This window comes from Nonomuraea sp. NPDC026600 (assembly GCF_040638335.1).
GTDB lineage: Bacteria > Actinomycetota > Actinomycetes > Streptosporangiales > Streptosporangiaceae > Nonomuraea.
Genome location: NZ_JBEZYD010000016.1, coordinates 84647 through 109734, shown reverse-complemented (window position 1 = coordinate 109734; position 25088 = coordinate 84647). Strand labels below are relative to the sequence as shown.

Sequence of the window (25088 nt, the reverse complement as noted above, 5' to 3'; positions counted from 1 at the left end):
GAGTCCTGGCAACAGGACTCACTCCCGCTCAGTTCTCAGGAACGGTCAGAGGCCGGCGCTCACCGTGACCGTCGCGTCATTCGGCACCTTGACCAGGGGCTTGGACACGTTCTTGACGAGGTTTCCGGTGGAGACGACGGTCAGCGACGCGCCGCTCTTCTTCTCGTACTGCAGCCCTGTCTGATCGGCGGTGCCGTTGCCCAGGATGGCGTTGCCGGTGACCACCACGCTCCCGTCGCCCGACTCCACCCCGTCCACGGCGATGTAGTAGTAATAGGGGCCCGTCGGCGGCGTCTTGCCCTCGTCGCGGAAGTTGTGGATCTTGTTGTTGAAGATCGTCGTGGTCGCCCCCGGCTGCACGACGCAGCGGATGCCGTACAACCACGCCTGTTCCGTGGTGGCCTTGTAGCCGAAATCCTCGATGTAGTTGCCCTGGATCGACGTGCCGAAGCAGCGGTTGAGGTCGAGGGCGCTGCTCGCGTTGCCGTACAGGTGCAGGTCGCTGAGGAGCCAGCCGGCGGCGTTGTCCGATTCGACGGCGCTGGTGCCGCTGTCGCGCACCCATGAGCGGGTGAACGTCCAGTCGGTGATCACGCCGCCCGCCGGGTCGAGGACCTTGACGCCCGCGCCGCCGGAGCCGGTGATGTAGACGTCACTGATCACCCCGTTCACCATCGTGTTGCTGGCGGAATCGATGGTCGTCCCGTTCTTCGACGGGTTGCTCAGACGGATGGCGTCCGAGGAGGTCTGCTCGATCTGTATGTCCGAGATTCTGCTGCCCCAGGAGCGCAGCATCAGGCCGACGGTCCCGGTGGTGTTCTTGGCGCGGTTGCCGTCCAGGGTGAGCCGCTCAACGCGAATGGGGTTGCCCGAGTACGCCTGATCCGCGTCCCACGTGTCCGAGGCAAGCATGGCGGGCAGGTTCACGCTGTCCGCCTGCTTGATCCTCAGGCCGGTTCGTGAGTCACCGCGGTACGTGCGATCTCCGCGCAGCACGAGGGTCTTGTTGATGACGCATACGGCCGGCTCGTCCGCGGTCACCGAGCGTCCTGAGATCACGATCTCGTCGCCGGCCTTCGATGCCTTGATGGCGTTGTTGATGGTGGTGGCATCGTCTGTCCCGGTGCATTGCACCTCCTTGCGGGCGGCCGCGGCGGGGGTCGGTTGCGCTATGACGGCGATCCCGGTGGCGGCCAAGGCCAGTACGGTGGCCGAGACCAGGGTTAATGCCGATTTATGCACTTTTCGTCTCCAGAGACATAAAGATCGTTTACATGCAAGATCAGTATGAAATGTGTGGCAATTGAGGAGAATGTCAGATTCGTCACACGCGTCGAGGCTGTTCGTTCGGATCGCCGTACGGTGGCAGGGCCTCGGTCAGCGGTGACGGACCTGCTGCGACGCCCGGTTGCTGACGCCGTACGCGATTTCGCGCATGTCCCCGAGGGCTGGCAGTCTGACGCTGCACTTGATCGCTGCGTGCTTCCCGGGGAGGTGCCTGCCTGGCGCAATATCTGTTTCTGTGCGTTTCGCGGACAGTCGGCTGTCTGGGGCCGTATCTGATTTCCCTGCCTTTTGCGGAGTCGACCGTCCAGCACAGCACCCAATGTCCTCGCCCTCGCCCAGAGGGCCGGCCGCCCGGTGTTGGGGTGGGTCTGCTGGTAGAGGGGCCGCCCGACGGGTCCGCAGCGGGATCGTCCCGTGTGACGAGGCCCCCACCACCATGCCCATACGCACCACCGTCCCACCGCATGACGCGCCTGTCTGGCCCGCTGTACCGCAGCCGGGCGGAATAGCGGCGGAAGCCCGGGTCGAGAGCCCCTAAGCTAGATGCCATGCCGGAGTACATCTATACGCTGCAGCGCGTGCGCAAGGCGCACGGCGACAAGGTTGTCCTTGACGACGTCACGCTGTCGTTCCTGCCGGGAGCCAAGATCGGCGTCCTCGGCCCGAACGGCACCGGAAAGTCGACGCTGCTCCGGATGATGGCCGGCCTGGAGCAGCCCTCCAATGGCGATGCCAAACTCATGCCGGGCTTCACCGTGGGCATGCTCCAGCAGGAGCCCCCGCTCAACGAGGAGAAGACCGTCCTCGGCAACGTGCAGGAGGGGGTCGCCGAGACGCTGGCGATGCTCGAGCGCTACAACGCGATCGCCGAGGAGATGGCCACCGACTACAGCGACGAGCTCCTCGCCGAGATGGGCAAGCTGCAGGACCAGCTTGAGCACCGCAACGCGTGGGACGTCGACAGCCAGCTCGAACAGGCCATGGACGCCCTGCGCTGCCCGCCCCCCGACGCCGACGTGACCACGCTGTCCGGTGGTGAGCGCCGCCGCGTTGCCCTGTGCAAGCTGCTGCTGGAGGCGCCCGACCTCCTGCTGCTCGACGAGCCCACCAACCACCTCGACGCCGAGAGTGTGCAGTGGCTGGAGCAGCACCTGGAGAAGTACGCGGGCACCGTTCTGGCCGTCACCCACGACCGTTACTTCCTCGACAACGTCGCCGGGTGGATCCTCGAGCTCGACCGCGGCCGCGCCTATGCCTATGAGGGCAACTACTCCACGTACCTGGAGGCCAAGACGCAGCGCCTCAAGGTCGAGGGCCAGAAGGACGTCAAGCGTAAGAAGCGCCTCGAAGACGAGCTGGAGTGGGTTCGCTCCAACCCGAAGGCCCGCCAGACCAAGAGCAAGGCGCGTCTGCAGCGCTACGAGGAGATGGCGGCCGAGGCCGACAAGCACCGCAAGCTCGACTTCGACGAGATCCAGATCCCGCCGGGCCCCCGTCTGGGCACCACGGTGATCAGGTCCGACGACCTCACCAAGGGCTTCGACGACCGGCTGCTCATGGAGAAGCTGTCGTTCGACCTGCCGCGCAACGGCATCGTCGGCATCATCGGCCCCAACGGCGTCGGCAAGACCACGCTGTTCCGCATGATCACTGGCAGTGAGACGCCCGACAGCGGTTCGGTCACCGTCGGCGACACCGTCAAGATCTCCTACGCCGACCAGAGCCGCGGCGGCATCGACTCGAACAAGAACGTCTGGGAGGTCGTCTCCGACGGGCTCGACCACATCAAGGTCGGCAACGTCGAGATGCCGTCCCGCGCCTACATCGCGGCGTTCGGCTTCAGAGGGCCCGACCAGCAGAAGAAGGCCGGCGTCCTGTCGGGCGGCGAGCGTAACCGCCTCAACCTGGCGCTCACCCTCAAGCAGGGTGGCAACGTCCTCCTACTCGACGAGCCCACCAACGACCTCGACACCGAGACGCTCTCCTCGCTGGAGAACGCGCTGCTCGACTTCCCGGGCTGCGCGGTCATCACCTCCCACGACCGGTGGTTCCTCGACCGCATCGCCACGCACATCCTGGCGTGGGAGGAAGGGTCGAACTGGTTCTGGTTCGAGGGCAACTACGCCGACTACGAGAAGAACAAGATCGAGCGCCTGGGCGCGGATGCCGCCCGCCCCCACCGGATCACGTACCGCAAGCTCCACCGCGACTGATTTCCGCCCCACCCGCCCGGGTGTCGGTGGAGGCGGCTGGGCGTTTCAGGCCCGTGTACGGCCAGCCGCCCTCCGTACGACACCGTGGGCGAAGTAGAGCAAAGAGTAGCGGCCCCATGATCAATGGGGCCGCTATCGTTGTTCTTGCTCGCGGATGGAGTCGTGGGGGTCGCTGCGTTCGACAGGGTCAGACCGGATTCCGGCAGCCACCGTGGCGGTGGCTCGCGCGGCTTCCCTCAGGAGCGCACAGCGGGGCTCGGCGGTGCCCCGCCTCAAGATCAAGACCCTGCGAGGGTGGTCTCCTGGGCGCCGGTGTAGGAGACGCGCCGATACCACTCGTTCGCCAGCATCTGGGCGCGGGCCTGCTCCGGCAGTGAAGTGAGCAAGGTCATGGACGCGCCGCGTCCAACCTCGGACTCGTGCGCGTGCATGGCCGCCCACTTGCGCTCAGCCCACCGCGCGACGTCGAGGTGGGTGGTGACCTGCTCATCGGAGACGCCCGGCAGTGTCTGGCCCGGCTCAGGAGGCGTTCCGAACACCGCCTGCCAGTGTGAGATCACGACAGATCGCGGAATGGTCGCCAGATAGAGGGCGCGCGGTCGCCAGGGATCGCCCGCCTCGGGGTAGAGCTGGTCATAGCCGGCCGCTTCGACCGCGGCCAGGGTCACCCGATGCACATGTATGTGGTCGGGATGTCCGGAAGACCCGTACCCATCGAAGGTGAGCACGACGTCGGGCCTGAACTCCCTGATCTGTTCGACCACCCGTCTCACCGCCTCGTCGAAGGGCACGTCCACGAAGCGGGGGCTGTCCGGCGCGGACTCGGGCTTGCGCGCGTCAGCGTAACCGAGCACCCGTGGCTTGCCCGCGCCGAGGATGTCCAGAGAACGCGCCAGTTCATCGGCCCGTTGGGTTCCCTCTGCCCAGGTGCACGTGACGACGGCGGTTCTGGCCCCCTCGTCGGCGTACTTGGCCAGGGTCCCACCCGTCCAGATCGCCTCATCGTCCGGATGCGCATGCACGCCCAGCACCCCGAAATCCACCGACATGCCCTCCTAAATGATCTGAGCAATTGGCCGCCCATCGTAGTGCCGGGCATCCGCGAAACACCAACGGCCCTCAAACAAGATCGCTAAGAGGGAGGTCGCAGTGGTCTGCGCGCAAATTAGCCAACGGCGTCCGACGACGTTTGAGGTGAAGGCACGTCCCACCGCCGGCGTAGGCGGCGCTTTCAGGGCTCGGGCAGTCGCTTGAGCTCGCTGCGCACGTAGGTGAGCATGTCGATGCGGAATCCCCGCAGGCCGGACCCCGCGACTGCGGAAGTCATCCTTCGGCCTCCCCGAGGGCGACGGTGACAGGGGTGCGGGCGGTGCGCCGCCATGGCCCGTTGAACATGACGATCGCCGGGATGAACAGGATCAGGCAGCCGAGCGCGATGAACAGCCAGGTCTGCCAGTTCGTGGCCTTGACCACGTACGGGATGACGAGCAGGCCGATCACCGCGATGCCTTTGGTGAGGAACCCGAACAGCCCCCAGGCCGTACCCTGCAGGCGCGGGTCGGCGTCCTCCGCGTCCTCGGAGTAGTTGGCCATCCAGGGCGCGTACGCCACGCCGAGCGAGCCGCCGAGCAGGGCGCCCACCAGCATGAGCGTGCCCGTGGAGACGTCTTCCTGCCCGAGCACTACGGCGAGGTAGGCGGTGACGAGCACCGCGGCGATCGTGCCGCCCAGCGAGAACGGCTTGCGCAGTTGCGTACGGTCCGAGAGGCGTCCGGTGATGATCAGCGTGATCAGGTTCAGGCTCCAGAACGCCGCCATGATGGTGGACGCCTGGGCGGTGCTGATGCCGAGTGACTGGACGAGCATCGTCGGCCCGAACAGCGACAGCGTGAGGTAGAGCACCAGCCAGAGCGAGATGCCCACCACGTGCGCCCAGATGTTGCGCCTGGCGAACAGCGAGCGGAGGCGGGCCGGCTCGCTCAGATCGACGACCTGGGTGGCGGCCTGTTCGGTGTGCTGGATCCTGGCTCGCAGTTCGGGGGAGAGGTCGGCGATGTTGACGGCGATGACGAGCGAGATCACCAGCGAGAAGCAGCCCATGATGACGAACTGCGAGCGCCATGACTCGTTGAAGATCGGCAATGTCCAGCCCGCGATGGCCGCGGCGAGGAAGTTGGCGCCGACCGGCCCCCAGGTCCAGAAGCCGAACGCCTGCGCCCGGCCCAGCCGCGGCGAGAAGTCGCGGACCAGGGGCGCGGTGCCGGCCATGGCGGCGCCGTCCACGAACGCCAGCAGGATGCGGGCGAGCAGCAGGTCGCGCGGGCTGTGCACGAGTGTCATGACGAAACAGCACACGGCGGTCAGCATCATCAGGGGCACCAGCAGCCGCACCCGGCCGACCCGGTCGGTGAGCCGGCCGCCCAGGATGGAGGCGATCGCCCCGGAGACGGCCGCGGCGCCCGACACGGCGCCGTAGGTGGCCAGCGTCATGTGCAGGTCCTTGAGCAGCAGCGGGACCACGGGGGCGATCTGCCCCTCGTACGAACCGATGAGGATGGCGAGCACGGCCATCGCGAGGATCTTCATGCGCCGGGCGCCGGTGGGGTACTCGTCGAGTTCGCGAACGTAGGTCAGCCTCATGACTCGCCTTTCTCGTCGTGCAGGCCCCCGCCGCGAATTCTAGAAGGTAGCTCTAGAATCCGTTTACGAAATGCTGCGCCTCACAACGCCCCACGTCAAGAGTGCGGTGCGCTCCGCTAAGATCTAGAATCGAATTCTAGGAAGGGAGTCAGGTATGGATCTGGAACTGGACGGGCTAGAGGTGACCTTCGACCACACGGCCGTGGCGGCGGCCCGTATCCGGGACCTGCTGCCGATCTATCGCGACCTGCTCGGGGGCCGGCATCTCGGCGGCGGTGGCGACAACCGGCGTAGTGGCTACCGCACCCTGCAGCTCACGTACGAGGGCGGCGGCAAGGTCGAGTTGATGGAGCCGCTGGCCGGGTCGGATTTCTTCGACAGCTTCTTCGAGCTGACCCGCGGCAGGGGCGGCGTCCACCACCTGAACTTCCACGTCAACGACCTGGACGCCGCCGTGGCCAGGCTGACCGAGCGCGGCTATCGGCTCCATGGTCTGAACGTCCGCGACCAGCGCTGGCGCGAGGTGTTCCTGCACCCCAAGGAGGTGCACGGCGTACTGATCCAGCTCGCCCAGGTGGGTCCCCGCGGCGCGGAGCCCCGGCCGTCGCTGGACGACGTGCTCGCCGGTCACGGCCGCAACGGCAACGGAGTCCCCAGCCCTTGAGCTTCGCCGGAACCTGGAAGACCCGGCTCTTCGGGACGCGCCCGTCGAGGCCGGCTCCTCGGGCGCGTGGACCAAGGCCGGCTCCCAAGGCACGCCGGCCAGCGACCGACCCCGGGTTGCACAGCGCCCCGACCGACACATCACTCCCCGATGGTGCCCAGCCGGGCGTGGCCCTTGATCAGATTGCGGGCGATCGTGCGGCGCTGGATCTCGTCGGTGCCCTCGAAGATGCGCAGCAGGCGCAGCTCGCGATACCAGCGTTCGATCGGCAACTCCTTGGTGTAGCCCATGCCGCCGTGGATCTGCAGCACCCGGTCCACGACCTGGTTGGCCATGACCGCGCCGTTGAGCTTGGCGATCGACGCGGCGTGCCGGGCGTCCAGGCCCTCCTGCACCCGCCAGGCCGCGTACAGCGTCAGCCACTTGGCCGCCTCGATCTCCACCTGCGAGTCGGCGATCATCCACTGGATCGCCTGGTACTCGGAGATCGTCTGCCCCATCGACTTGCGGATCTTGGCGTAGTCGATGGCCATCCCCAGCATCCGCTCGGCCGAGCCGATGGCCCGCGCCGGGATCATGTAGCGACCCTGGCCGATCCACTGCATGGCCAGCTCGAAGCCCTTGCCCAGCTCGCCGAGGATGTTCGCCTCCGGGACCCGGACGTCCTGGAACACCAGCGACGCCGGACCCCATTCGCCCATGGTCTTGATCGGCTCGGACGTCCAGCCCATGTCGCGGTCGACGAGGAAGCAGGTCACGCCGTACGGCTCGGCCACGGCGAACACCATGACGAAGTCGGCCTCGCTGCCGCCGGTGATGAACGTCTTCTCACCGTTGATGATCCACTCGGCGCCGTCACGGACCGCGCGGGTGCGGATGTTACGCGCGTCGGAGCCCGCGCCCGGCTCGGTGATCGCGAAGCAGGAGCGGCGCTCGCCCTCGATCGTCGGGAGCAGGTAACGCGCCCGCTGCTCGGCGGTGCCCGCGTAGAGGATGTTGTCGGCGCTGCCGCCGAACATGAACGGGACGAAGGTCCTGCCCAGCTCCATGACGATGATCACGGACATCACCGGGCCCAGCGCGGCTCCGCCGTACTCCTCGGGGGTGTTGATGCCCCAGAAGCCCATCTTCCTCGCCCTGTCCCGCAGGTCGCGGAGGACCGCCGGGGCGAGCGCCGGGCGGCCCTCGCGCTCGTTGCGCAGGACCTCTGGCTCCAGCGGCATGATCTCCTTCTCGACGAAGGAGCGGACGGTGTCGCGGATCTGACGTTCCTCGGCGCTGAGCGAGAAGTCCATGACCGCCTCCCCAATTTCTAGAACGTTCCTCTAGGAAGCCAGCCGGAACGCGCTCCTGTCAAGAATGAAATTCTAGAATTGATCCCGGTACGATGGGACGCATGGCAAGGAAGTCGTCGTGGGAGTGGAGCCGTACCGCCCAGACCCGCCAAAGCATGCTGATGGCGGCCCGCGAGGTCTTCGGCGAGCACGGTTTCGCCGAGGCCAACGTCTCCGAGGTCGTGGCCCGCGCCGGCTCCAGCGTCGGCAGCCTCTACCACCACTTCGGTGGCAAGACCGAGCTGTTCCTCGCGCTCTACGAGGACCACCAGGCGGCGCACGAGGAGGCCGCGGCCGCCAGCGTGTCGCGGGCCAAGCAGGCGGGCGTCGACGACCCCGTCGAGCTGCTCATCGCCGGGGCGCGGGCCTACCTGGCGGGTGCGTGGGAGCGGCGCGACCTGGTCAGGCTGTTCATCGACGGCGACGGGCCGCCGGGGTTCGAGCTGGTCCGCCGCACCCGGGGCAGAGAGTGGGTACGCCAGAACGCCGTGCTGCTCGGCGCCGGCGCCGACCCCCTCGACCGGTTCACCGTCGCCGCGCTGACCAGCATCATCGGCGAGGCGGCCCGCGAGGTGGCCACCAGCGACACCGAGACCGACGCCCACGACGTGATCGAGGCGGCGATGACGCTGATCCGCCGCCTCGACCCCCTCAGGGTGCTGGCCGAGGGCTGATCGCCACTCGTCTACGACCGCGGGCTGATCACCGCCCGCCCTCTGTCGATCACCACGGTCCCGTCGTCCTTGGCGGTCCGGAACAGTCGCCCGACAGCCGGTAGATCAGCGCCTGCTCCGGACGGGTCGGGTAGGTCACCTTGTGGTCGGGCGCGCGGTCGGGCGGCGCCCACTCGTCGCGCGGCCCCCGGTCGCCGCCGAAGCCGCCTTCGCCCCTGATGAAGACCGCACTGCGGCTGGTGATCACCGGCTCGCCGCTCTCCCGGTCCACGGCACGGGCCTCGCTGGTCACCAGGGGGCGAGCCGCCGCCCGGACGGCGCCTGCGCCATGTCAGTCCTCCCGTCCGGGGATCCGGCCGTTGGTCAGCGCGTTGGGCGCGGCCTTGTCGACCAGGGCCGGGATGACCGCGCCCAGCTCGGCCGGGTCCCACCGGCCGCCCTTGTCGACGCCGGGACCGGCGTGCCAGCCCTCGGCCACGCTGATCACCCCCGCCCGCACGTTGAACACCCGTCCGGTGATGCCCCGGGCCTCCGCGCTGGACAGCCAGACCACCAGCGGGGCGATGTCGTCGGGATCGGCGCCGGTGCCGCCCGGGGCGAGGTTCTCGGTCATCCGGGTGAGCGCGGCCGGGGCGACCGCGTTCACGGTCACGCCGTAGCGCTCCAGCTCCTTGGCCGCGATGACCGTCAGGCCCGCGATCCCCGCCTTCGCGGCGCCGTAGTTGCCCTGGCCCGGGTTGCCGTAGATGCCGGAGGAGGAGGTGGTGTTGATGATCCGCGCGTCCACCCGCTCGCCGGCCTTGGACTTGGCCCGCCAGTAGGCCGCCGCGTGGCGCAGCGGCGCGAACGTGCCGCGCAGGTGCACCCTGATGACCGCGTCCCACTCGTCGGCCGTCATGTTGACCAGCATCCGGTCGCGCAGGATGCCCGCGTTGTTGACCAGCGCGTGCAGGTCGCCGAAGCGGTCGACGGCCGCCTGGATCAGCCGGGCCGCCCCGTCGAAGTCGGAGACGTCCTCGCCGTTGACGATCGCCTCCCCGCCCAGCGCCTCGATCTCCTCGACCACCGCGGCCGCCGCGTCGGACGAGCCCGTGCCGTCGACCTCCGCGCCCAGGTCGTTGACCACCACCTTCGCGCCCTGCCGGGCGAACTCGAGCGCGTGGCCGCGCCCGATGCCCCTGGCCGCGCCCGTGACGATCACCACGCGACCCTCGACGATCCCGCTCATGTGGCACCTCGCTCCTCGACTGCCTGACGATGCGAACTGAATTCTAGTATCGAAATCTAGAAACAACAGGGCACCAGCCTGTACGGCCCGGAGCAGGGCCACCTGACCGGGACGGGTACGGTGGCCACCGTGGTTGAACATTCCCTAGCCCAGCGGCATATCTTCCCCCGAATGGTGCGATTCGCGGACATCGATTCTCTCGGGCACGTGAACAACGTCCGCTTCTTCGATTATCTGGAGGACGCCCGCCTGGGGATGCTCCACATCGATCCGTACAAGGCCGGTGACGCCCCCTTCAACGGGCTCGTCGTCTCCCGTCACGAGATCGACTACCTGCGCCCGCTCAGCTTCCGCGCCGAGCCGGTCCGGGTGGAGACGTGGGTGACGAACCTCAGAGCGGTCCGGTTCACGCTGGAGCACGAGATCCGCGACGACGACGAGCTGTTCGTCCGGGCCACCTCGGTGATCGTCGCCTACGACGTGGAACGCGCCGCGCCGCGCCGGCTCACCTCCGACGAACTCAGCTATCTGCGGCGATTCATGGCCGTATGAAGCGCTGGGTGATGCTCGGGCTGGGGGTCAACGCGCACGCCAGCGTCACGCTGGGACTGTTCGGGTTGCCGCTCGTCATGCCGGATATCCAGCGATATTTCGAAGTCTCGCTGCCCGTCGCCGCGATCATCGGCAACGCCCCCGGCCTCGGCATCCTGTTATCCCTGGTCGCCTGGGGCATGCTGGCCGACCGGCGGGGCGAGCGGCTGGTGCTCGGCATCGGCGTCGGGCTGGCCGCCGCGCTGCTCGCCGCCGCGGCCTTCGTGACCGAGATCTGGGCGGTGATCCCGCTGCTCGCCCTGGCCGGGGCCATGGGGTCCGCGGCCATGGTCGGCGGCGGCCGGATCGTGCTGCGCTGGTTCGAGCCGCCGGAGCGCGGCGTCGCGATGGGCCTGCGCCAGGTCTCCTACACCCTCGGCATGGCCGTCGCCGCGTTCGTCCTGCCGCCGATCGCGCGGGCCCACGGCATCTCGGGCGTGTTCGTCATCTGCGCCGGAGTCAGCCTGCTCGCCGCCGTGCTGGCCGCCCTCTTCCTGGCCGAGCCGCCACGCGCGATCTCGGGCACGCGGACGGCACCCGCCGCCTCGCCGTACCGGCAGCCCGCGCTCTGGCGGGTGCACGCGACCAGCGCGCTGCACGTGGTGCCTCAGGTCGTCGTCAGCACGTACGGGGTGGCCTGTCTGGTCGGCGACTACGGCTGGGACGGCGTACAGGCGGGGCAGCTTTTCGGCGTGGCGGCGATCGGCGGCGCGGCGGTGCGCATCGCGGCCGGACGCTGGTCCGACAGGACCGGCCTGCGCATGGCGCCGCTGCGGCTGCTGACGCTCGGCTCGCTGGCCGTGCTGGCCCTGCTGGTGCTGGGCACGGTCACCGAATCCTGGCTCGGCCCGGCCATGCTGGCGCTGGCCGCGGTGATCACCGTGGCGGGCAACGGCCTCGCCTACCTCTCGGCGGGCGAGCTCGCCGGTTCCGCGTCGGCGGGGCGTGTGCTCGGCACCCACAACACCATCCAGAACGTCGTGTCCCTGGCCGTCACGCCGCTGGCCGGGGTGCTGATCACGGCCACCGGCTACTGGGCCGGGTTCGCGGCGGGGCTGGTGTGCGCGCTGATCTCGCTGCCCGTCATCCCCGCCCGCGGCGAGCGGCACGCCACCAAGGAACAGGACGTGCCCCCGCCCTCATGAGAAGGCGGGTCAGGACGAGGCGCGTAGCCAGACGGCGGTGTCAGGTGGCAGCAGGTCGCCATCGAGCGGCCCGCTGGGCAGCAGGACGCCGTCGTGCGGCGGCAGCCGCACCGGCTCGGTGCCGCAGTTGACGGCGCAGATCAGCGACCCGCGGGTGAAGAAGAGCGCACCTTCGGGGGAGTCCAGCCATTCCAGCGTGTACGGGATCGAGCGCACCAGCTCACGACGGCAGGCCAGGGCCCGGTGGTAGAAGGCCAGTGTCGAGGCGGAGTCGGCGGTCTGGGCCGCCACGCTGAGCGCCGAGAAGCCGGCCGGCTGCGGCAGCCACGGCGCCACCCCATCGGGGGAGAACCCGAGCGACCCGCCGTCGGCCGACCACGGCAGCGGCACCCGGCAGCCGTCACGGCCGATCAGCTTGCCCTTCGACTGGATGAAGACCGGGTCCTGCCGCGCCTCCGGGGGAAGATCCTTCACCTCAGGGAGGCCAAGTTCCTCCCCCTGGTAGAGATATGCCGACCCGGGGAGCGCCAGCATCATGAGCAGCGCCGCCTTGGCCCTCATCAGTCCCGTGCCCGGGTCGGCGGTCTCGTAGCGGGTGCGGTGCCGTACGACATCGTGGTTGGACAGCACCCACGTGGCGAACGGCACCGCGGCCAGCGTGTCGTCGATGACCTTCTTGAACGCGGTCGCCGACCAGGGCGCCTGCAGCCAGGCGAAGTTGAAGCTCTGGTGCAGTTCGTCGGGGCGCACGTAGAGCGCCAGGTCCTCGGAGCTGTCCGTCCACACCTCGCCCACGGCCATCCGCCGGCCGGGGTAGCCGTCGAGCAGCTCGCGCCAGTCCCGGTAGACCTCGTGCACCTCGGGCTGGCCCCATACCGGGGAGACCGCCTTGAACGACTGGTCCTTGACGTCGGGCAGCCCCTTCGCCTTGTACAGGCCCATCGCCACGTCGATGCGGAACCCGTCGACACCCCGGTCGAGCCAGAACCGCAGGACGTCGAGGAACTCCCGGTGGATCTCGGGGTTGCGCCAGTTGAAGTCGGGCTGGCCGGGGGCGAACAGGTGCAGGTAGTACTGGCCGTCCGGCAGCTTCGTCCAGGCCGGGCCGCTGAAGGTGGACTGCCAGTTGTTCGGCCGGTCGCGGAAGATGTAGCGGTCGCGGTGCTCGCCGCGCAGCGCTGCCTGGAACCACGGGTGCTCGGACGAGCTGTGGTTCGGGACCACGTCGACGATGACCTTCAGCCCGAGCTCGTGCGCGTCCGTGACCAGCGACTCGAAGTCGCCCAGCGTCCCGAACAGCGGATCGACGCCGCGGTAGTCGGCCACGTCGTAGCCGCCGTCGGCCATCGGGGAGGGATAGAAGGGGGTCAGCCAGATCGCGTCGACTCCGAGCTCCGCCAGGTACGGCAGGCGCTCGCGTACTCCCGCGAGATCGCCGACGCCGTCTCCCGAGGCGTCGGCGAAGCTGCGGACATAGATCTCGTAGACGACGGCGTCACGCCACCAGGGGATGTCCATGGGGCGGTCATGCCCGCTACGTCGGGGAGTTCACCATGCTGTGGGCCGCGTAGACCAGGTAGTCCCAGAGCTTGGTCTCCAGTTCCTGCGGCAACTCCAGCGACTCGACGGCGTCGTGCATGTGCCGTAGCCAGGCGTCACGCTCGGCCTCGCCGATGACGAACGGGTTGTGGCGCATCCGCAGCCGCGGATGCCCGCGCTCCTGGCTGTAGGTGTTGGGGCCGCCCCAGTACTGGACGAGGAACCCCCGCAACCGGTCTTCGGCCCCGGTGAGGTCTTCCTCCGGGTAGAGCGGGAGCAGCAGCGGATCCTGCTTGATCCCCTCATAGAAGTGGTGTACGAGTCGCCGGAAGGTCTCCTCGCCCCCGACGGCGTCGTAGAAGGAGGTTTCAGTCACCGTACAAGCCTATGCGGTGGCGACCATGGGAATGCCCGCGGAGTCGAGCGCGGACTTGACCCGGAGCCTGAGCTCCCGCGCGACCTGCGCCTGCCTGGACGGCAGCGTCTTGGCGGAGATCCGGAACACCAGCGAGCTGTCGGAGAGCTGCTCCACGCCGAACACGTCCGGCTCCTCCACGATGAGCGTCTCGCGGAAGTCGCGGTCGGCCCAGATCTCCTCGGCCACGTGCTCCAGAATGGCCCGTACGGTCGTGATGTCGCTGTTCCAGGCGACGGGGACGTCGAGGTAGGCCCGCGACCAGCCCTGCGACTCGTTGCCGATCCTGGTGATGGTGCCGTTGCGGATATACCAGACGCGGCCGTCGGCGTCACGCAGCCGGGTGACCCGCAGGGTGACCGCCTCGACGGTACCGACGGCGGCGCCCGTGTCGATCACGTCGCCCACGCCGTACTGGTCCTCCAGCAGCATGAACATGCCCGCGATGAAGTCCTTGACCAGCTCCTGCGCGCCGAAGCCGATCGCCACGCCGAGGATGCCGACGCTGGTGAGCAGGGGAGCGATGGGGATCGTCAGCCGGTCGAGCACGGTCAGCACGGCGGTGCCCATGATGACGACCGAGGAGATGTGCTTGAGCACCGACCCCATCGTCTCGGCGCGTTGCTTGCGGCGCTCGTTGAGGAGCGCGTCGATGCCCTCGGTCGCGGCGCCGGACCGGCGGAACCGGCCGGTGATCGAGCTGCCGGCCGAAGCGCTGGTGACCACCCGGGTGATCAGGCGCTTGGCGATGTTCCGCACGATGAGGGCGATCAGCAGGATCAGGACGACCGTGATGATCGTGGCGATGATCGGTGCGAAGGCGCCCACAGGTAGCCAGCTTTGCAGGAACCCGCAGAGGAACGTGTCACTCTCGCAGGCCTTGCCCACCTGATTGGCGAGCTGCGTGGGGTCGAACGGACCCGACATAAGCACAGGCGTTGCCAGCAGGAGCACTGGTTGGATCCCCTTCCGGAAGCAGTTCGGTCGACGGTCTTTTCGAGCGGATCGCTCCAAAAGATACCGCCGACCGAACCGGCCGCAGTCACATCACGCCGGGGAAGACGGGGTCATCAGGCCCCCTGGGCCGCGGAGGGCGAGGCCTGACGCTCCGGTGACGTACGGCTCGGCTGGGACACACACCCGGAAGCATGTCCCGCGCCGTTTCCGGGAGGGGTCCCCCGAACACCCTCCAGGCGGACCTGGAGGGCATCTCCTGTGTACGGCTGGCTGGCCGTACAAGCACGAGTCCCGCGATAAGCGGAACCGGCGGGATGGCCAGAGCCCCTGCGTGGCAGGAGACCCTCCGCACCGACCACCCCGCCGGCTCCGAGGAGCCGCCATGGGTGCGATGAGCCGTGGTGGCTGCGCTCCACCCGGATCACCGCTGGATCACTCGCCCACGGCGGCGAGTACGCGTGCGACCTTGGTCGCCGCACCAGCCGGGTCGTCGGCCGTGTGCATGCGCTCGCCCCAGGACCAGCAGTACCACCAGTCCGGAAGCTCGGCGACCGCAGTAGGCCGGCAGGTGACGTTCTCGGTAAGGCTTGTCGCGTTCGGGTTGATTACCCGGACGAACACCCGCCCGCTTTGGGTTCGAACCACTCGTGCGAGCAACCCGCGAGCGTCGAGTTCTGACACTAAACGCTCCAGGTGCCCGAAGTTGTCGTCCCCCACCTTTCGTCCCTCCCTTGAATCGTTGCTGGTGGGCCAAAGATGACTCAACTCGGCGGAGCGCGCAACGACATGTTTCTGCTCACGGGGAGTCGCTTCTACCTCGTAGGTTGTAAGAAACAGTCCGCCGGAGGACGATCCTTAACCACAACCTCCAAGAAGGCGTTTCCAACCTGTCAGCAATGGGCCATAGTCATTGGTAGGCGCAGCGCGACCTGAAGGCTACGCTCGGTTAGCAGTTGCGGACCGACGGGACATGCGTGAGAGGGGCCGGGATGTCCGGCAGGCAGCACAGAGAGACGGAGATGGCGCGCCGGATCCGGGCCAAAGGGCTCGCCGTCGGGCGCACCTCCGCTCAGATCGCTGAGGAGATCCACGAAAACTGTGGGCCCCAGTTCGGCACCACCAAGATCAAAGGACATCGTCTCGCGCACGGCATCGCGCTGGCTGACGTCATCGAGCAGGTCAGGGCTCTGTTCGATCGGGACGCCAAGGCCCCGCCCGGCATCGGCGAGACCCTGCTGTCCGCCTACGAGAGCGGGCTGAAACGGCCGGGTCCCGAATATCTCCACTACCTCTGCTCGGTCTACCGGGTCGAGCCGGGCGCCCTCGGTTATGACGGTCCGTGCATCTGCGGCCATGGCCACCGGATGCCGGGAGTGCTCGGCGCCGAGGTCAAGGAGCGGACCCACACCGGGAGCGGCTCCCCGCGCGAGCTGCTGGTCCACCAGCGACCGGACACGGCGCCCGCCCCCTCCGACGAGGAGGACGAGAACATCCTGCGCCGCACGCTGCTGAAGCTGCTGTCCAACAGCACCCAGACCGCCAAGTTCGACGGCGAGGTGCTGGGCGCCGCCGAGGGCATCAGACGGCGGATGGACAACATCCTCGTGTCGGCCACCGTCTCTCCCGCCATGCTCGACCAGTGGGAGGAGGCCACGCTCGCCTTCGGCCGGCAATACACCACCACCGCGCCGCTGCGGCTGCTGTGCGACGTGCTGCTCGAACTCAGCGCCGTCCGCAGCGCCATGTCCTTCCGCCAGCCCATCGATTTGCAGGAACGCCTGTGCCGCATGGCCGCGCAGCTCGCCGGGCTGAGCGGCATGATCATGATCAACCTCGGCGACCACCGGCTGGCCCGCTCGTTCTTCCGCACCGGCCGCACGGCCGCCGACGAGACCGGCGACCGCGCGCTGCGCGCCTGGGTGACGGCCCGCGAGGCGCTCGTCCCGCTCTACTACGGCGACGCCCGCGAGGCGCTCAACCTGGCCAAGAAGAGCCGCGACCTGGCCGGCCAGACACCGTGTGCCGCGCAGGCCATGGCCCCGGTCGTCGAGGCCCGCGCGCTGGCTATGATCTCGGGCACCGACAGCAAGAAAGAGGTCGTCGACCAGGCCAAACGCGCGCTGGCGCGGGCCAGGAACGCTTTCTCGCACATGAAGTCACACGAACGCGAGGACATGGCCTTCGGCTACACCGAACGCCAGCTGTACTTCTACCAGGGCGACGTGCTCACGAAGCTCGGCCAGACCCTGGAGGCCGAGGTCGTACTCGACCAGGCCCTCGACAAATACCAGGATCACATCATCGACCAGACGTTGATCAGGCTCGACCGCGCGCAATGCCGCGTGATCGAGGGGGAGGTCGGGGAGGCCATCGCCATGGGCATCGAGGCGATGAAGCTGCTCAGCCCCGAATACCGCACCGATTTCATCATGCGCCCGGCTGTCGCGCTCGAACAGTCGATCAAGGCGCGGGACGCTAATCATCCCGACCTGGCCGCGTTCCAGGAAGAGCTGCGTCCTTCTGAACTGGCCATCGGGGAAGGGAATGGCGGTGCATGAAGCTGAAGATCCGGCGCTATCGCTGGTCTGACCTTGACACCATCCTCGCCCTGCATCAGATCTGCCTCGCCGAGGTGGGACTGGCGCCGGGCGACGGTGTTTACTACGACGACGACTTCCCCCGCATCCAGGAGCTCTACCTGGCGTGCGGTGGCGACTTCCTCGTCGGCGAGCTCGGCTCGCGGGTCGTGGCCATAGGCGGCCTGAGACCCATCGACTCGGAGACGGCCGAGGTGTGCCGGCTGCGGGTCCATCCCGGCTTCCAGAGGCGCGGTTTCGGCGCCACCATGCTGCTGGCTTTGGAGGAACGAGCGGTGGAGCTGGGATTCCACCTTGTACGCGGCGACACCACGCTCAACCAGGGAGCCGCTCTGGCGCTGTACGAGCGGCACGGTTGGCGGGAGATCTCCCGGCGGCAGGTCGGAGACCTGATCGTCGTCTATGGCGAGAAACGCCTCCGGCCGGGCAGTGGCCGGCTGGCCGTCGAGTCGGCGGACGCGCTGGAGTCGTAGCGCCGCACTCGCCCACCCTTGCTCTCTCCTTTACGGACGTGCCCTTACGCGGACGCGCCCGCCCGTGCTCCTGTGCGGGCGGGCACGCTCCGTAGTCACGTCGTGGGTGCGGGCGAGCGGATGTGGCGGAAATAGTGCACTGAACACTCCTGCGGATACGGATGTACGCAACTGCGGGTGAGGCTCGTTCCTCTCGGTGGTAGAGGAACATCACCGGCTGCTGCCTGTACACCGACGGCTGCTGATAGTAGTGAGATGCTTTTTTGCATGGCAGTCGTGCCCGCTCCCCGACCCCTCATGGGAGCCGTGCTTCTGTTGTTCGTCAGTGCCGCATGGGGGTCGGCGTTCCCGCTGATGAAAGATCTCATCCTGCGGTTACCCGTCGAGGATCTGCTCGCCGAGCGATACGCCCTCGCGGCGTTGACGCTCTTTCTGATCCGGCCGCGCAGCCTCCGGCGCCTGTCGCGGGACACCTGGATCAACGGGGTCGTCCTGGGCATCATGTTCGGGGTTGGGCAGTCTGCCCAGGCCATCGCGCTCGACAGCCTGCCCTCGGCGGTGTCGGGGTTCGCCGTCGGATGCAACGTGGTCATCACGCCGATCCTGGCCTTGGTGATGTTCCGGGCCAGGGTGCCCCGCCGGGTCTGGGCGGGGGTGGGGCTGGCTCTGGCCGGCATGACCGTGTTCACGCTGATGCGTGGCACGGAGGACCGGGAGATCTCCGTGCTCGCGCTCGTGGTGACGCTCGGCGCCGCCGCACTCTACTCCGGCCACACCCTGCTGCTCGCGCGGCTCTCGCGGGCCGAGAAGGTCTTCGACGCGTACGCGCTCACCGTCATCCAGCTCGCCACCATCGGCGCCATGACCGGCGTGCTGGCCGCGCGCGACGGGTTCGCCGTGCCGGCCACCCTGCCCGACTGGGGGATACTCGCCCACCTGTCCGTCGTCTCGTGCGCTCTGGGCTTCCTGGCCCGCTCGTACGGCCAGGCGCACGTGCCGGCCGTCCCCAGTGCCGTGCTGATGTCGTCGCAGCCACTCTGGGTGACGGCGATCGCGGTGATCTGGTTCCACGAGCAGGTGGGCCTGAGCATGATCGTAGGCGGCGGGCTGATGGCCGTGGCGATGCTCCTGGCGGTGCCCGGCAGAGGCTCGCCGCGAGGCGGGCCCGACCGGTCTCTGGTCATGGCGACCAGGAAGGCCAGGAAGGTGCTGGCCGACCTGAAGGCCAAGCGGGACGACCCGCTGAAGTTAGAGCGGTCCGCGGTGTCGTACCCGACGAAGAGCGCTTGTGCACGCCCTGAGGCGTGCCCGTGGAACGCGCATTCGCACAAGGGGACAAGGGAGCCCAGCCTTGATCGGTTGATCGAACAGGCCATCAACATCGTCAAAGCGAAGAATCTCTCCCACGAAGGCTGCCAGTCGATCGACCTCACCGGCCGTTGTCTGTGCGCGCTGGTCGAAAAATCTGGACAGAAGAGGACGGTGTCAATCTCCCGCTGGTTTCGGTCCCAATAGGCCACTAATTGCAGTCAAAAAACAAGAGGTTCTTATTGATGCACCGACCACTTATTCGCCATAAATCTTGATATTCGCTGAAGTGTCCGATAGTGGTGAATATTAACCCACAGTGGAAGGTGCATCATGAAGCGCATCGCCGTCCGCAAGCCTGGCACCGCGAGGCTCGCTGGGACCTCCAGCGTCATCCATAAGGGGTGACTGAGGGTAGGTCCCATCTCAGGGCTCAGGGGGCACCGCCCGCCCGATGGGAGGCCGTAGAGCTGCTGATGCCGGTGATCAACGGGCACAGACGACCGCTCGGTCCCTACACCGTCGGCTCCGCGCTGCTGCACCACCTGGTCCCGGCCGCCATGGACAGTTTCCAGGATCTCGTGGCGGCCCATGACATCGAGATCCGAGCGGCGGCACCCGGTCTACGCGACCGGGTGCCCGCCCGAAGGATGTCCTTGGACGCGGACCTGGCCGATGACGAGCGCATTCTGGTGCCCGCGCCGCGCCGGTCCCTGCGGCTGGCCAACGGGATCGCGGAGTTCGTCCGCGCGGTGGTGCCGCCCGGCAGCGCGCTGGCGGTGTGCAACGCCGCCGAGGCCGACCCCACTGACGTCGAACTGCTCGACGTGATGATGCGCCGGATCCCGCCGGACATCCTGATGATCATGGTTTACGCCGATGGGCCGGAGCCTCCCGATGATTCGCGCGATGCCGATGAGCTGCTGGAACTCGTCGACCGCTGCACGAGGGAGGGCTTCCTGCACGCGCTGGCCGAGCTGGGGCAGCGCGGGCTCTCACTCACTGAGCCCGGCGGTGCGCAGTGGTGGTTCTTCGCCCAGCGCACCGCGACCGCGCTCGGCGCGCTCGGCCAGACACTCGAGGCCCGCATACTGTGGGAGGCCGCCCGCCGGTCGAGCCAGGATCCCGCCGTCCACTCGGCCAGCGCGTACGGCACCGCCATGCTCGACGCCCGCCACCCCGACGCCGCCCAGCGCGACCTGGGCCGGGCCACGGGCTGGATGAACCAGGCAATAGCCATCTCCAGCCTGCTGCCCGACCCCGTGGAACGCGCCTTCAAGCTCGGCTTCGACCGCAACGGGCTCGCGCTGATCGAGCTGCGGCGAGGCTCCGCCGACGAGGCGCTCACCCTGGTGGAGTCGGCCCTCGACCTGGCCCGCGAGCTGGGGGAGCGGCACCCGGTGCACCGGATGGTGCTGCTGGCCAATCGCGCCCAGCTGCTGGCGTCGCTCGGGCGCGACAAGGAGGCGCTGGAGGAGTACGGCGCGGCCATCGCGATCGACCCGACGTTCCCCGACCACTACCTCGACCGCGGCAACCTGCTCTACCGGCTGGGGTGGCACGAGGAGGCGCTGGCCGACTACGAGCGGGCGATGCTGGCCGGACCGCCGCTGCCCGAGGCGTACTACAACCGGGCCGAGTTGCGCATCGTGCGCGAAGACTTCACCGGCGCCCTCCTGGACCTCGGCCGGGTGATCGAGCTGGACCCGGTCTACCTCGACGCCTACATCAACCGGGCGGGCCTGCTGGCCATGCTCGGGCGGGACGAGGAGGCCAGGGCCGACGTGACGATCGGGCTCGTCCAGTCGCCCGGCAATCCGTACCTGCTGGTCGTGCTGGGCCAGTTGGAGACCGCGGCCGGTCGGCTGAGCGACGCGCGCCGGGCGCTGGACCTGGCCGTCGGCGCGGCTCCCGAACTGGCGTCGGCCTGGGGCAACCGGGGCGTCCTGCGCTACGAATCGGGAGACTGGGCAGGCGCGCTGTCCGACCTGACGCGGGCCATCACGCTGGAACCCGGCCAGCCCGCCCTCTTCGAGAACCGCGCCGTCGTCCATCGGGCCCTCGGCCACCCGGCCGAAGCGGCGGTCGACGACGAGCAGGCGACCCTTCTCCGGTCGACCAGTATGTAGGCATGCCGAAGCAACGGGTGGCCAGGGCCGCCGCCGTCTACGCCGCCTTGGGCGTTCTCTGGTGGGCCACCGCCCGCATCGGATGGACGGCCATCGCCTGCGAGAGCTGGAACTGCCTGCCCCCTGCCCTCGGCACCCTCCTGGTGATCACCGTGGGCACGTTCGCCTTGTCGGTGGTGGCGCTCAATCGGGTGGAGGTACGCCCGGCCTTCCGGGTGGCCTGGGTGACGGCGGCCATGCTGGTGCTCGTCAGGCTGGCGGGTGAGGTGCTCCCGTCCTGGTCGTTCAGGTTCGCCCACGTGGTGACGGCGGCGGCGGCGTTCGCGGTGGCGGGCGCCATGGCGGCCTTCGTGACGGACGGGGAGGTCGCCAGGGGCAGGCGGCTGGTCGTCTCGGTCGGCGTGCCGGCTCTCGTGTTCGGCGCGATCGCGCTGGCCTGGTGGTGGCGCGGCCCATAGCCCGGTCAACGGTGGCGCACCTGATGCGGTGGCTCGCCCAACGGCATGCCTCTTGACACGGTGGCCGGTCTGGGAGAGCGTCGTTCCATATACGGAACAGTGGAGGTGCGTCATGCGGCCGAACTCCCGCTTCGCCCAGGTCCAGCCCATCGGTCTCGACGAGGTCGCCGCCGCGGCCGGGACGGATCCCGACGTACTCCGCCTGGAGAACCTCGACACCGACGTCCCGCCCCCGCCCGTCGCCGTGGCCGCGACCACGCGGGCGCTCGCGGAGGGGACGGGCAACAGCTGGCTGCCGCTCACCGGTCTGCCCGTGCTGTGCGAGGCGGTGGCGGCCGAGCTACGCCGGCGCACCGGCCTCGACCACGACCCGCTGAGCCAGGTGGTCATCACCTCCGGCGGCACGTCGGCGGTCATGCCGACACTGCTCGCCACGACGGAGCCGGGCGACCCCGTCGTCCTCACCGACCCCACCTACGCCGGCCTGTTCCAGCGCGTACGGCTGTCCGGCGCGCGCCCGCACCTCGTGCCCCTGACGGTCGACGGCGGCCGCTGGCGGCTCGACCGGGACGCCCTCGGCCAGGTACGCCAGGCGGCGGCGCTGCTGCTGATGAGCCCTTCGATGCCGTCCGGCGTGATCTTCTCCCTGGAGGACTGGCAGGCGATCGCGGAGACCTGCGCCCGCACCGGGGCGTACCTCATCTACGACGCGGCCATGGAACGGATCGTCTTCGACGGGCAGCCCCGGATCAACCCCTGCCAGGTGGACGGCCTGGCGGAGCGGACGATCACGATCGGGTCGGTGTCGAAGGAATACCGCATGATCGGCTGGCGGATCGGCTGGATCGCCGGCCCGGCCGACATCATGGCCCGCATCAGGGTGGCGGCCATCTACAACACGACGGTGGCGGGCGGCTACGCGCAGCTCGGCGCGGCGGCGGCGCTCGCCGACCCGGCCGGCGCGGGCGTCGACGAGGCGGTGGCCGAGTACCAGGCCCGCCACGACACCGTGATCGCCCAGCTGTCCGGCCTGCCCGTGGTGCGGGCCGGTGGCGGCTGGTCGTGCCTGTTCGACGCGACGGCCGTGGGCCTGACGGCGCCGGAGCTGTCCGCCCGGCTGCTGAAGAAGGGCCGGATCGCCGCCACGCCGATGACCGCGTGGGGCGAGGCGGTGGCGGGCCGGCACGTCCGGCTGGTCTTCAGCGCCGAGCCCGTCGAACGCCTGTCCGACCTCCGCGCCCGCTTCGACGCCGCACTGGAGGGCTGAACAGGGGAACCAGCACGCCTCCTGGCCATCGCCCCAGACGGCCCGCGTGCGCCGGGCGCCATCCCGCCGCCCGGCGACTCTCCGGAGACGGAGTGGTACGAAGCGCGCTGGGAGGTCACTCACTAGGGCTACGGTTGGACCTGTGTCCTTCGACGAGCTGTTGCGTGACCTCCAAGAAGGAGCCAGTGCCCAGGCGGCGGGCATCAGGCGTGGCTACGGCGGCCCGCCCGCCCGCGCCGTGAACGTCCGCTCCGGCCTGGCCCGGCTGCGCTGCGCCTCGCTGCTCAAGCCGCTGTACGCGTGGGTGACGGCCGCGCACTTCCCCGACCACGAACGCTGGCGCCGTCACGCCGAGCCGGCCGTGGTCGTCTCGTCCAACGCCGACACGCTCAACCTCTGGCTCGCGGTCGGGCCCCGGGTCATCCTGGACGACATCTACCAGCGCACGGGCGTCCTCTGGGCGCCGCCCAACGGGGACCCGTCGAGGTTCGGCTCGGTGGAGGTGGCGGCCGACGAGGTCGCCACCGCCTACGCCGCGCTCGCCCAGACCGCCGCCGCCGGCGACGCGGTGGCGGGCACGATCCTCGGGTGGATGCGCGAGGTCACGGGCGAGCAGCAGTTCGGCGCCCGCGAGGCGCTCGGCTCGCCGGAGGCCGGGATCAAGTGCGGCTGGTACGGCGCCCCGGACGAGACCTGCCTGCGCACGCACGCCGTGGCGGTGCTGCCCAGGGGCGGCACCCGGGCGACGGTCGTGGTGGGGATGACGGCGCAGCCCTACACCGATCCGCGGGAGCGGGAGATCTACCGGGCTCGGGTGACCGAGGGGCTGCCGGTGGAGGGCGAACACGAGAAGGTGGCGGGCGGCCTGCTGCGCGGGCTGATGCTGACCACACTGACCGAGCTGGGCCACCGCCGCGCGGGCTGAAGCCGCTATGTTTCCTGGCCATGGTGAGAATCACGGTGCTGGGCGGCTGCGGCGCGTGGCCCGCGGCCGGGCAGGCGTGCAGCGGCTATCTGGTCGAGCATGAGGGGTTCCGGGTGCTCATCGACCCCGGTTACGCCACGCTGCCCAGGCTGCTGGCCTCGACGGCCGCCGAGGCGATCGACGCGGTGCTGGTCACGCACGGCCACCCCGACCACTGCGCCGACCTGAACCCGCTGCTCCGGGCCCGCGCCCTGGGCGACGCGCCGCCGGCCGCCCTGCCGGTGTACGCGCCGCCTGACGCCCTCACCGCCGTGCTCGCGCTGGACAAGGCTCGCATGCTGGCCGGCAGTTTCCTCCTGCACGACCTGGCTCCCGGCAGGCCGTACGAGATCGGGCCCTTCCGCCTGGACGCCTGGTCGCTTCCGCACCATGTGCCCAACGCGGGACTCCGGCTGACCGGTGGCGGCCGGGTGGTCGCGTACACGGGCGATACCGGGCCCGCCCCCGCGCTGGCCGAGCTGGCGCGGGACGCCGACGTGCTGCTGGCCGAGGCGACCTATCCGGAACGGGTGCCCGACGAGGACGCGCCCTATCTGTCGAGCGCCCTCGACGCGGGCCGTACGGCGGCTCGTGCCGGTGTGGCCCGGCTGGTGCTCACCCACCTGTGGCCGGACAGCCCACCCGAGCCCGCGCTGGCAGCGGCCGCCGAGACGTATGGCGGCGAACTCGCCGTGGCGACGGGCGGCCTCACCCTGGAACTGTGACCGTGCGCTCGTATCGGCCTCAGGCCGGTGCGGTGAGCTCGGCGATCACTTCGGCCAGCTCGGGCGGCTCGACGCCGTGCGGCAGCTCGTCGGTGGTGAACCACCGGTAGCCGAGGTAGGCCCGAGTCTCCTCCTCGGTGAGCTCACCCGGATCCACCTCGGGGGTTCGCCGGGTGAAACAGGCCAGGTAGAACGGTTCGGTCTTCACGTACCGCACGCCGAGCCAGGTGAAGTCCCGATGGACGGGCACCCACCGATCGGACACCGCCGCCCCCGGCAGGCCGGTCTCCTCGGTCAGCTCCCGGGCGGCCGCCTCCAGCGGCGTCTCGCCGGGGTCGATCCCGCCACCCGGCGGCTCCCAGAGCGCCTCGCCACTGACGTGGTCATGCCACCGCAGGAGCAGTACCCGGCCGTCGGCGTCCATGCAGACCACCCGTGCGGCGGGACGGTCACTGTTGATCTGGGCCTCCTTCTGCCAAG

At 69.1% G+C, this 25088-nt stretch carries 24 protein-coding genes; 13 read left to right on the top strand and 11 right to left on the bottom strand.

The genetic code is table 11. The annotated features are described in order from the left end of the window. Nucleotides 1-45: 45 nt before the first annotated feature. A complete protein-coding gene (locus tag AB0F17_RS32315) occupies nucleotides 46-1242 on the bottom strand; it encodes a right-handed parallel beta-helix repeat-containing protein (RefSeq protein ID WP_358030666.1) in 1197 nt (398 codons plus the stop codon). A 593-nt stretch (nucleotides 1243-1835) separates the two neighbouring features. Here AB0F17_RS32315 and ettA point away from each other — a divergent pair. Then, complete coding sequence (gene ettA / locus AB0F17_RS32310) at nucleotides 1836-3500, top strand: energy-dependent translational throttle protein EttA (protein ID WP_358030663.1); 1665 nt, start codon at nucleotides 1836-1838, stop codon at nucleotides 3498-3500. 278 nt (nucleotides 3501-3778) lie between these two features. On the opposite strand, the gene AB0F17_RS32305 is transcribed toward ettA, so the two are convergent. Together AB0F17_RS32305 and AB0F17_RS32300 are read right to left on the bottom strand one after the other, a co-directional pair. After that, nucleotides 3779-4549: a PIG-L family deacetylase gene (locus tag AB0F17_RS32305; protein ID WP_358030661.1), complete on the bottom strand. Its 771-nt coding sequence runs from the start codon at nucleotides 4547-4549 to the stop codon at nucleotides 3779-3781. 274 nt (nucleotides 4550-4823) lie between these two features. Next, on the bottom strand, nucleotides 4824-6140 hold the full coding sequence (locus AB0F17_RS32300) for an MFS transporter (RefSeq protein ID WP_358030657.1): 1317 nt from the start codon (nucleotides 6138-6140) through the stop codon (nucleotides 4824-4826). 154 nt (nucleotides 6141-6294) lie between these two features. Here AB0F17_RS32300 and AB0F17_RS32295 point away from each other — a divergent pair, with 154 nt between their 5' ends. Beyond that, nucleotides 6295-6804: a VOC family protein gene (locus AB0F17_RS32295; protein ID WP_358030654.1), complete on the top strand. Its 510-nt coding sequence runs from the start codon at nucleotides 6295-6297 to the stop codon at nucleotides 6802-6804. Between the two features lie 140 nt (nucleotides 6805-6944). On the opposite strand, the gene AB0F17_RS32290 is transcribed toward AB0F17_RS32295, so the two are convergent. Next, nucleotides 6945-8099 carry an acyl-CoA dehydrogenase family protein gene (locus AB0F17_RS32290; RefSeq protein WP_358030651.1) on the bottom strand — a complete coding sequence of 385 codons (1155 nt, stop codon included), beginning with the start codon at nucleotides 8097-8099 and terminating at the stop codon, nucleotides 6945-6947. A gap of 101 nt (nucleotides 8100-8200) precedes the next feature. Here AB0F17_RS32290 and AB0F17_RS32285 point away from each other — a divergent pair, with 101 nt between their 5' ends. Beyond that, on the top strand, nucleotides 8201-8812 hold the full coding sequence (locus AB0F17_RS32285) for a TetR/AcrR family transcriptional regulator (RefSeq protein ID WP_358030649.1): 612 nt from the start codon (nucleotides 8201-8203) through the stop codon (nucleotides 8810-8812). A 49-nt stretch (nucleotides 8813-8861) separates the two neighbouring features. Here the strand turns inward: AB0F17_RS32285 and AB0F17_RS32280 are convergent, their stop codons facing one another. Together AB0F17_RS32280 and AB0F17_RS32275 are read right to left on the bottom strand one after the other, a co-directional pair. Further along, nucleotides 8862-9104 carry a hypothetical protein gene (locus tag AB0F17_RS32280; protein ID WP_358030647.1) on the bottom strand — a complete coding sequence of 81 codons (243 nt, stop codon included), beginning with the start codon at nucleotides 9102-9104 and terminating at the stop codon, nucleotides 8862-8864. A gap of 39 nt (nucleotides 9105-9143) precedes the next feature. Next, nucleotides 9144-10040 carry an SDR family oxidoreductase gene (locus AB0F17_RS32275; protein ID WP_358030644.1) on the bottom strand — a complete coding sequence of 299 codons (897 nt, stop codon included), beginning with the start codon at nucleotides 10038-10040 and terminating at the stop codon, nucleotides 9144-9146. A 171-nt stretch (nucleotides 10041-10211) separates the two neighbouring features. On the opposite strand from AB0F17_RS32275, the gene AB0F17_RS32270 reads away from it, so the two are divergent. Beyond that, a complete protein-coding gene (locus AB0F17_RS32270) occupies nucleotides 10212-10592 on the top strand; it encodes a thioesterase family protein (protein ID WP_358030642.1) in 381 nt (126 codons plus the stop codon). After that, complete coding sequence (locus AB0F17_RS32265) at nucleotides 10589-11776, top strand: MFS transporter (RefSeq protein ID WP_358030639.1); 1188 nt, start codon at nucleotides 10589-10591, stop codon at nucleotides 11774-11776. Before AB0F17_RS32270 ends, AB0F17_RS32265 begins: the two co-directional genes overlap by 4 nt. Nucleotides 11777-11785: 9 nt before the next feature. Here the strand turns inward: AB0F17_RS32265 and AB0F17_RS32260 are convergent, their stop codons facing one another. The 4 genes from AB0F17_RS32260 to AB0F17_RS32245 form a co-directional block, all read right to left on the bottom strand. Beyond that, on the bottom strand, nucleotides 11786-13294 hold the full coding sequence (locus AB0F17_RS32260) for a glycoside hydrolase family 13 protein (protein WP_358030637.1): 1509 nt from the start codon (nucleotides 13292-13294) through the stop codon (nucleotides 11786-11788). A 16-nt stretch (nucleotides 13295-13310) separates the two neighbouring features. After that, nucleotides 13311-13691: a globin gene (locus AB0F17_RS32255; protein WP_358030634.1), complete on the bottom strand. Its 381-nt coding sequence runs from the start codon at nucleotides 13689-13691 to the stop codon at nucleotides 13311-13313. Nucleotides 13692-13700: 9 nt separating this feature from the next. Then, on the bottom strand, nucleotides 13701-14657 hold the full coding sequence (locus AB0F17_RS32250) for a mechanosensitive ion channel family protein (RefSeq protein WP_358030632.1): 957 nt from the start codon (nucleotides 14655-14657) through the stop codon (nucleotides 13701-13703). A 462-nt stretch (nucleotides 14658-15119) separates the two neighbouring features. Further along, nucleotides 15120-15308, bottom strand: coding sequence for a hypothetical protein (locus tag AB0F17_RS32245; RefSeq protein WP_250905750.1), 189 nt, complete (start codon nucleotides 15306-15308; stop codon nucleotides 15120-15122). 398 nt (nucleotides 15309-15706) lie between these two features. Between AB0F17_RS32245 and AB0F17_RS32240 the strand changes: the two genes are divergently transcribed. From AB0F17_RS32240 to AB0F17_RS32205, 8 genes are all read left to right on the top strand, one after another. Beyond that, nucleotides 15707-17245, top strand: a complete 1539-nt coding sequence (locus AB0F17_RS32240) for an XRE family transcriptional regulator (RefSeq protein WP_358030629.1) — start codon at nucleotides 15707-15709, stop codon at nucleotides 17243-17245. Then, nucleotides 17242-17757 carry a GNAT family N-acetyltransferase gene (locus AB0F17_RS32235; RefSeq protein WP_358030627.1) on the top strand — a complete coding sequence of 172 codons (516 nt, stop codon included), beginning with the start codon at nucleotides 17242-17244 and terminating at the stop codon, nucleotides 17755-17757. The genes AB0F17_RS32240 and AB0F17_RS32235 overlap by 4 nt, the downstream gene beginning before the upstream one ends. Before the next feature lie 306 nt (nucleotides 17758-18063). Then, entirely contained in the window at nucleotides 18064-19272 is a 1209-nt protein-coding gene (locus tag AB0F17_RS32230; protein WP_358030623.1) for a DMT family transporter, read from the top strand. 197 nt (nucleotides 19273-19469) lie between these two features. Then, a complete protein-coding gene (locus AB0F17_RS32225; protein ID WP_358030620.1) occupies nucleotides 19470-21194 on the top strand; it encodes a tetratricopeptide repeat protein in 1725 nt (574 codons plus the stop codon). A gap of 2 nt (nucleotides 21195-21196) precedes the next feature. Further along, complete coding sequence (locus tag AB0F17_RS32220) at nucleotides 21197-21652, top strand: hypothetical protein (protein ID WP_358030618.1); 456 nt, start codon at nucleotides 21197-21199, stop codon at nucleotides 21650-21652. Nucleotides 21653-21764: 112 nt separating this feature from the next. Next, nucleotides 21765-22919 carry a pyridoxal phosphate-dependent aminotransferase gene (locus AB0F17_RS32215; RefSeq protein ID WP_358030616.1) on the top strand — a complete coding sequence of 385 codons (1155 nt, stop codon included), beginning with the start codon at nucleotides 21765-21767 and terminating at the stop codon, nucleotides 22917-22919. Nucleotides 22920-23061: 142 nt separating this feature from the next. Continuing rightward, entirely contained in the window at nucleotides 23062-23844 is a 783-nt protein-coding gene (locus tag AB0F17_RS32210) for a hypothetical protein (RefSeq protein WP_358030613.1), read from the top strand. Nucleotides 23845-23864: 20 nt separating this feature from the next. Further along, complete coding sequence (locus AB0F17_RS32205) at nucleotides 23865-24608, top strand: MBL fold metallo-hydrolase (protein WP_358030611.1); 744 nt, start codon at nucleotides 23865-23867, stop codon at nucleotides 24606-24608. 19 nt (nucleotides 24609-24627) lie between these two features. On the opposite strand, the gene AB0F17_RS32200 is transcribed toward AB0F17_RS32205, so the two are convergent. After that, a complete protein-coding gene (locus AB0F17_RS32200) occupies nucleotides 24628-25068 on the bottom strand; it encodes an NUDIX domain-containing protein (protein WP_358030998.1) in 441 nt (146 codons plus the stop codon). Between the last annotated feature and the right edge of the window lie 20 nt (nucleotides 25069-25088).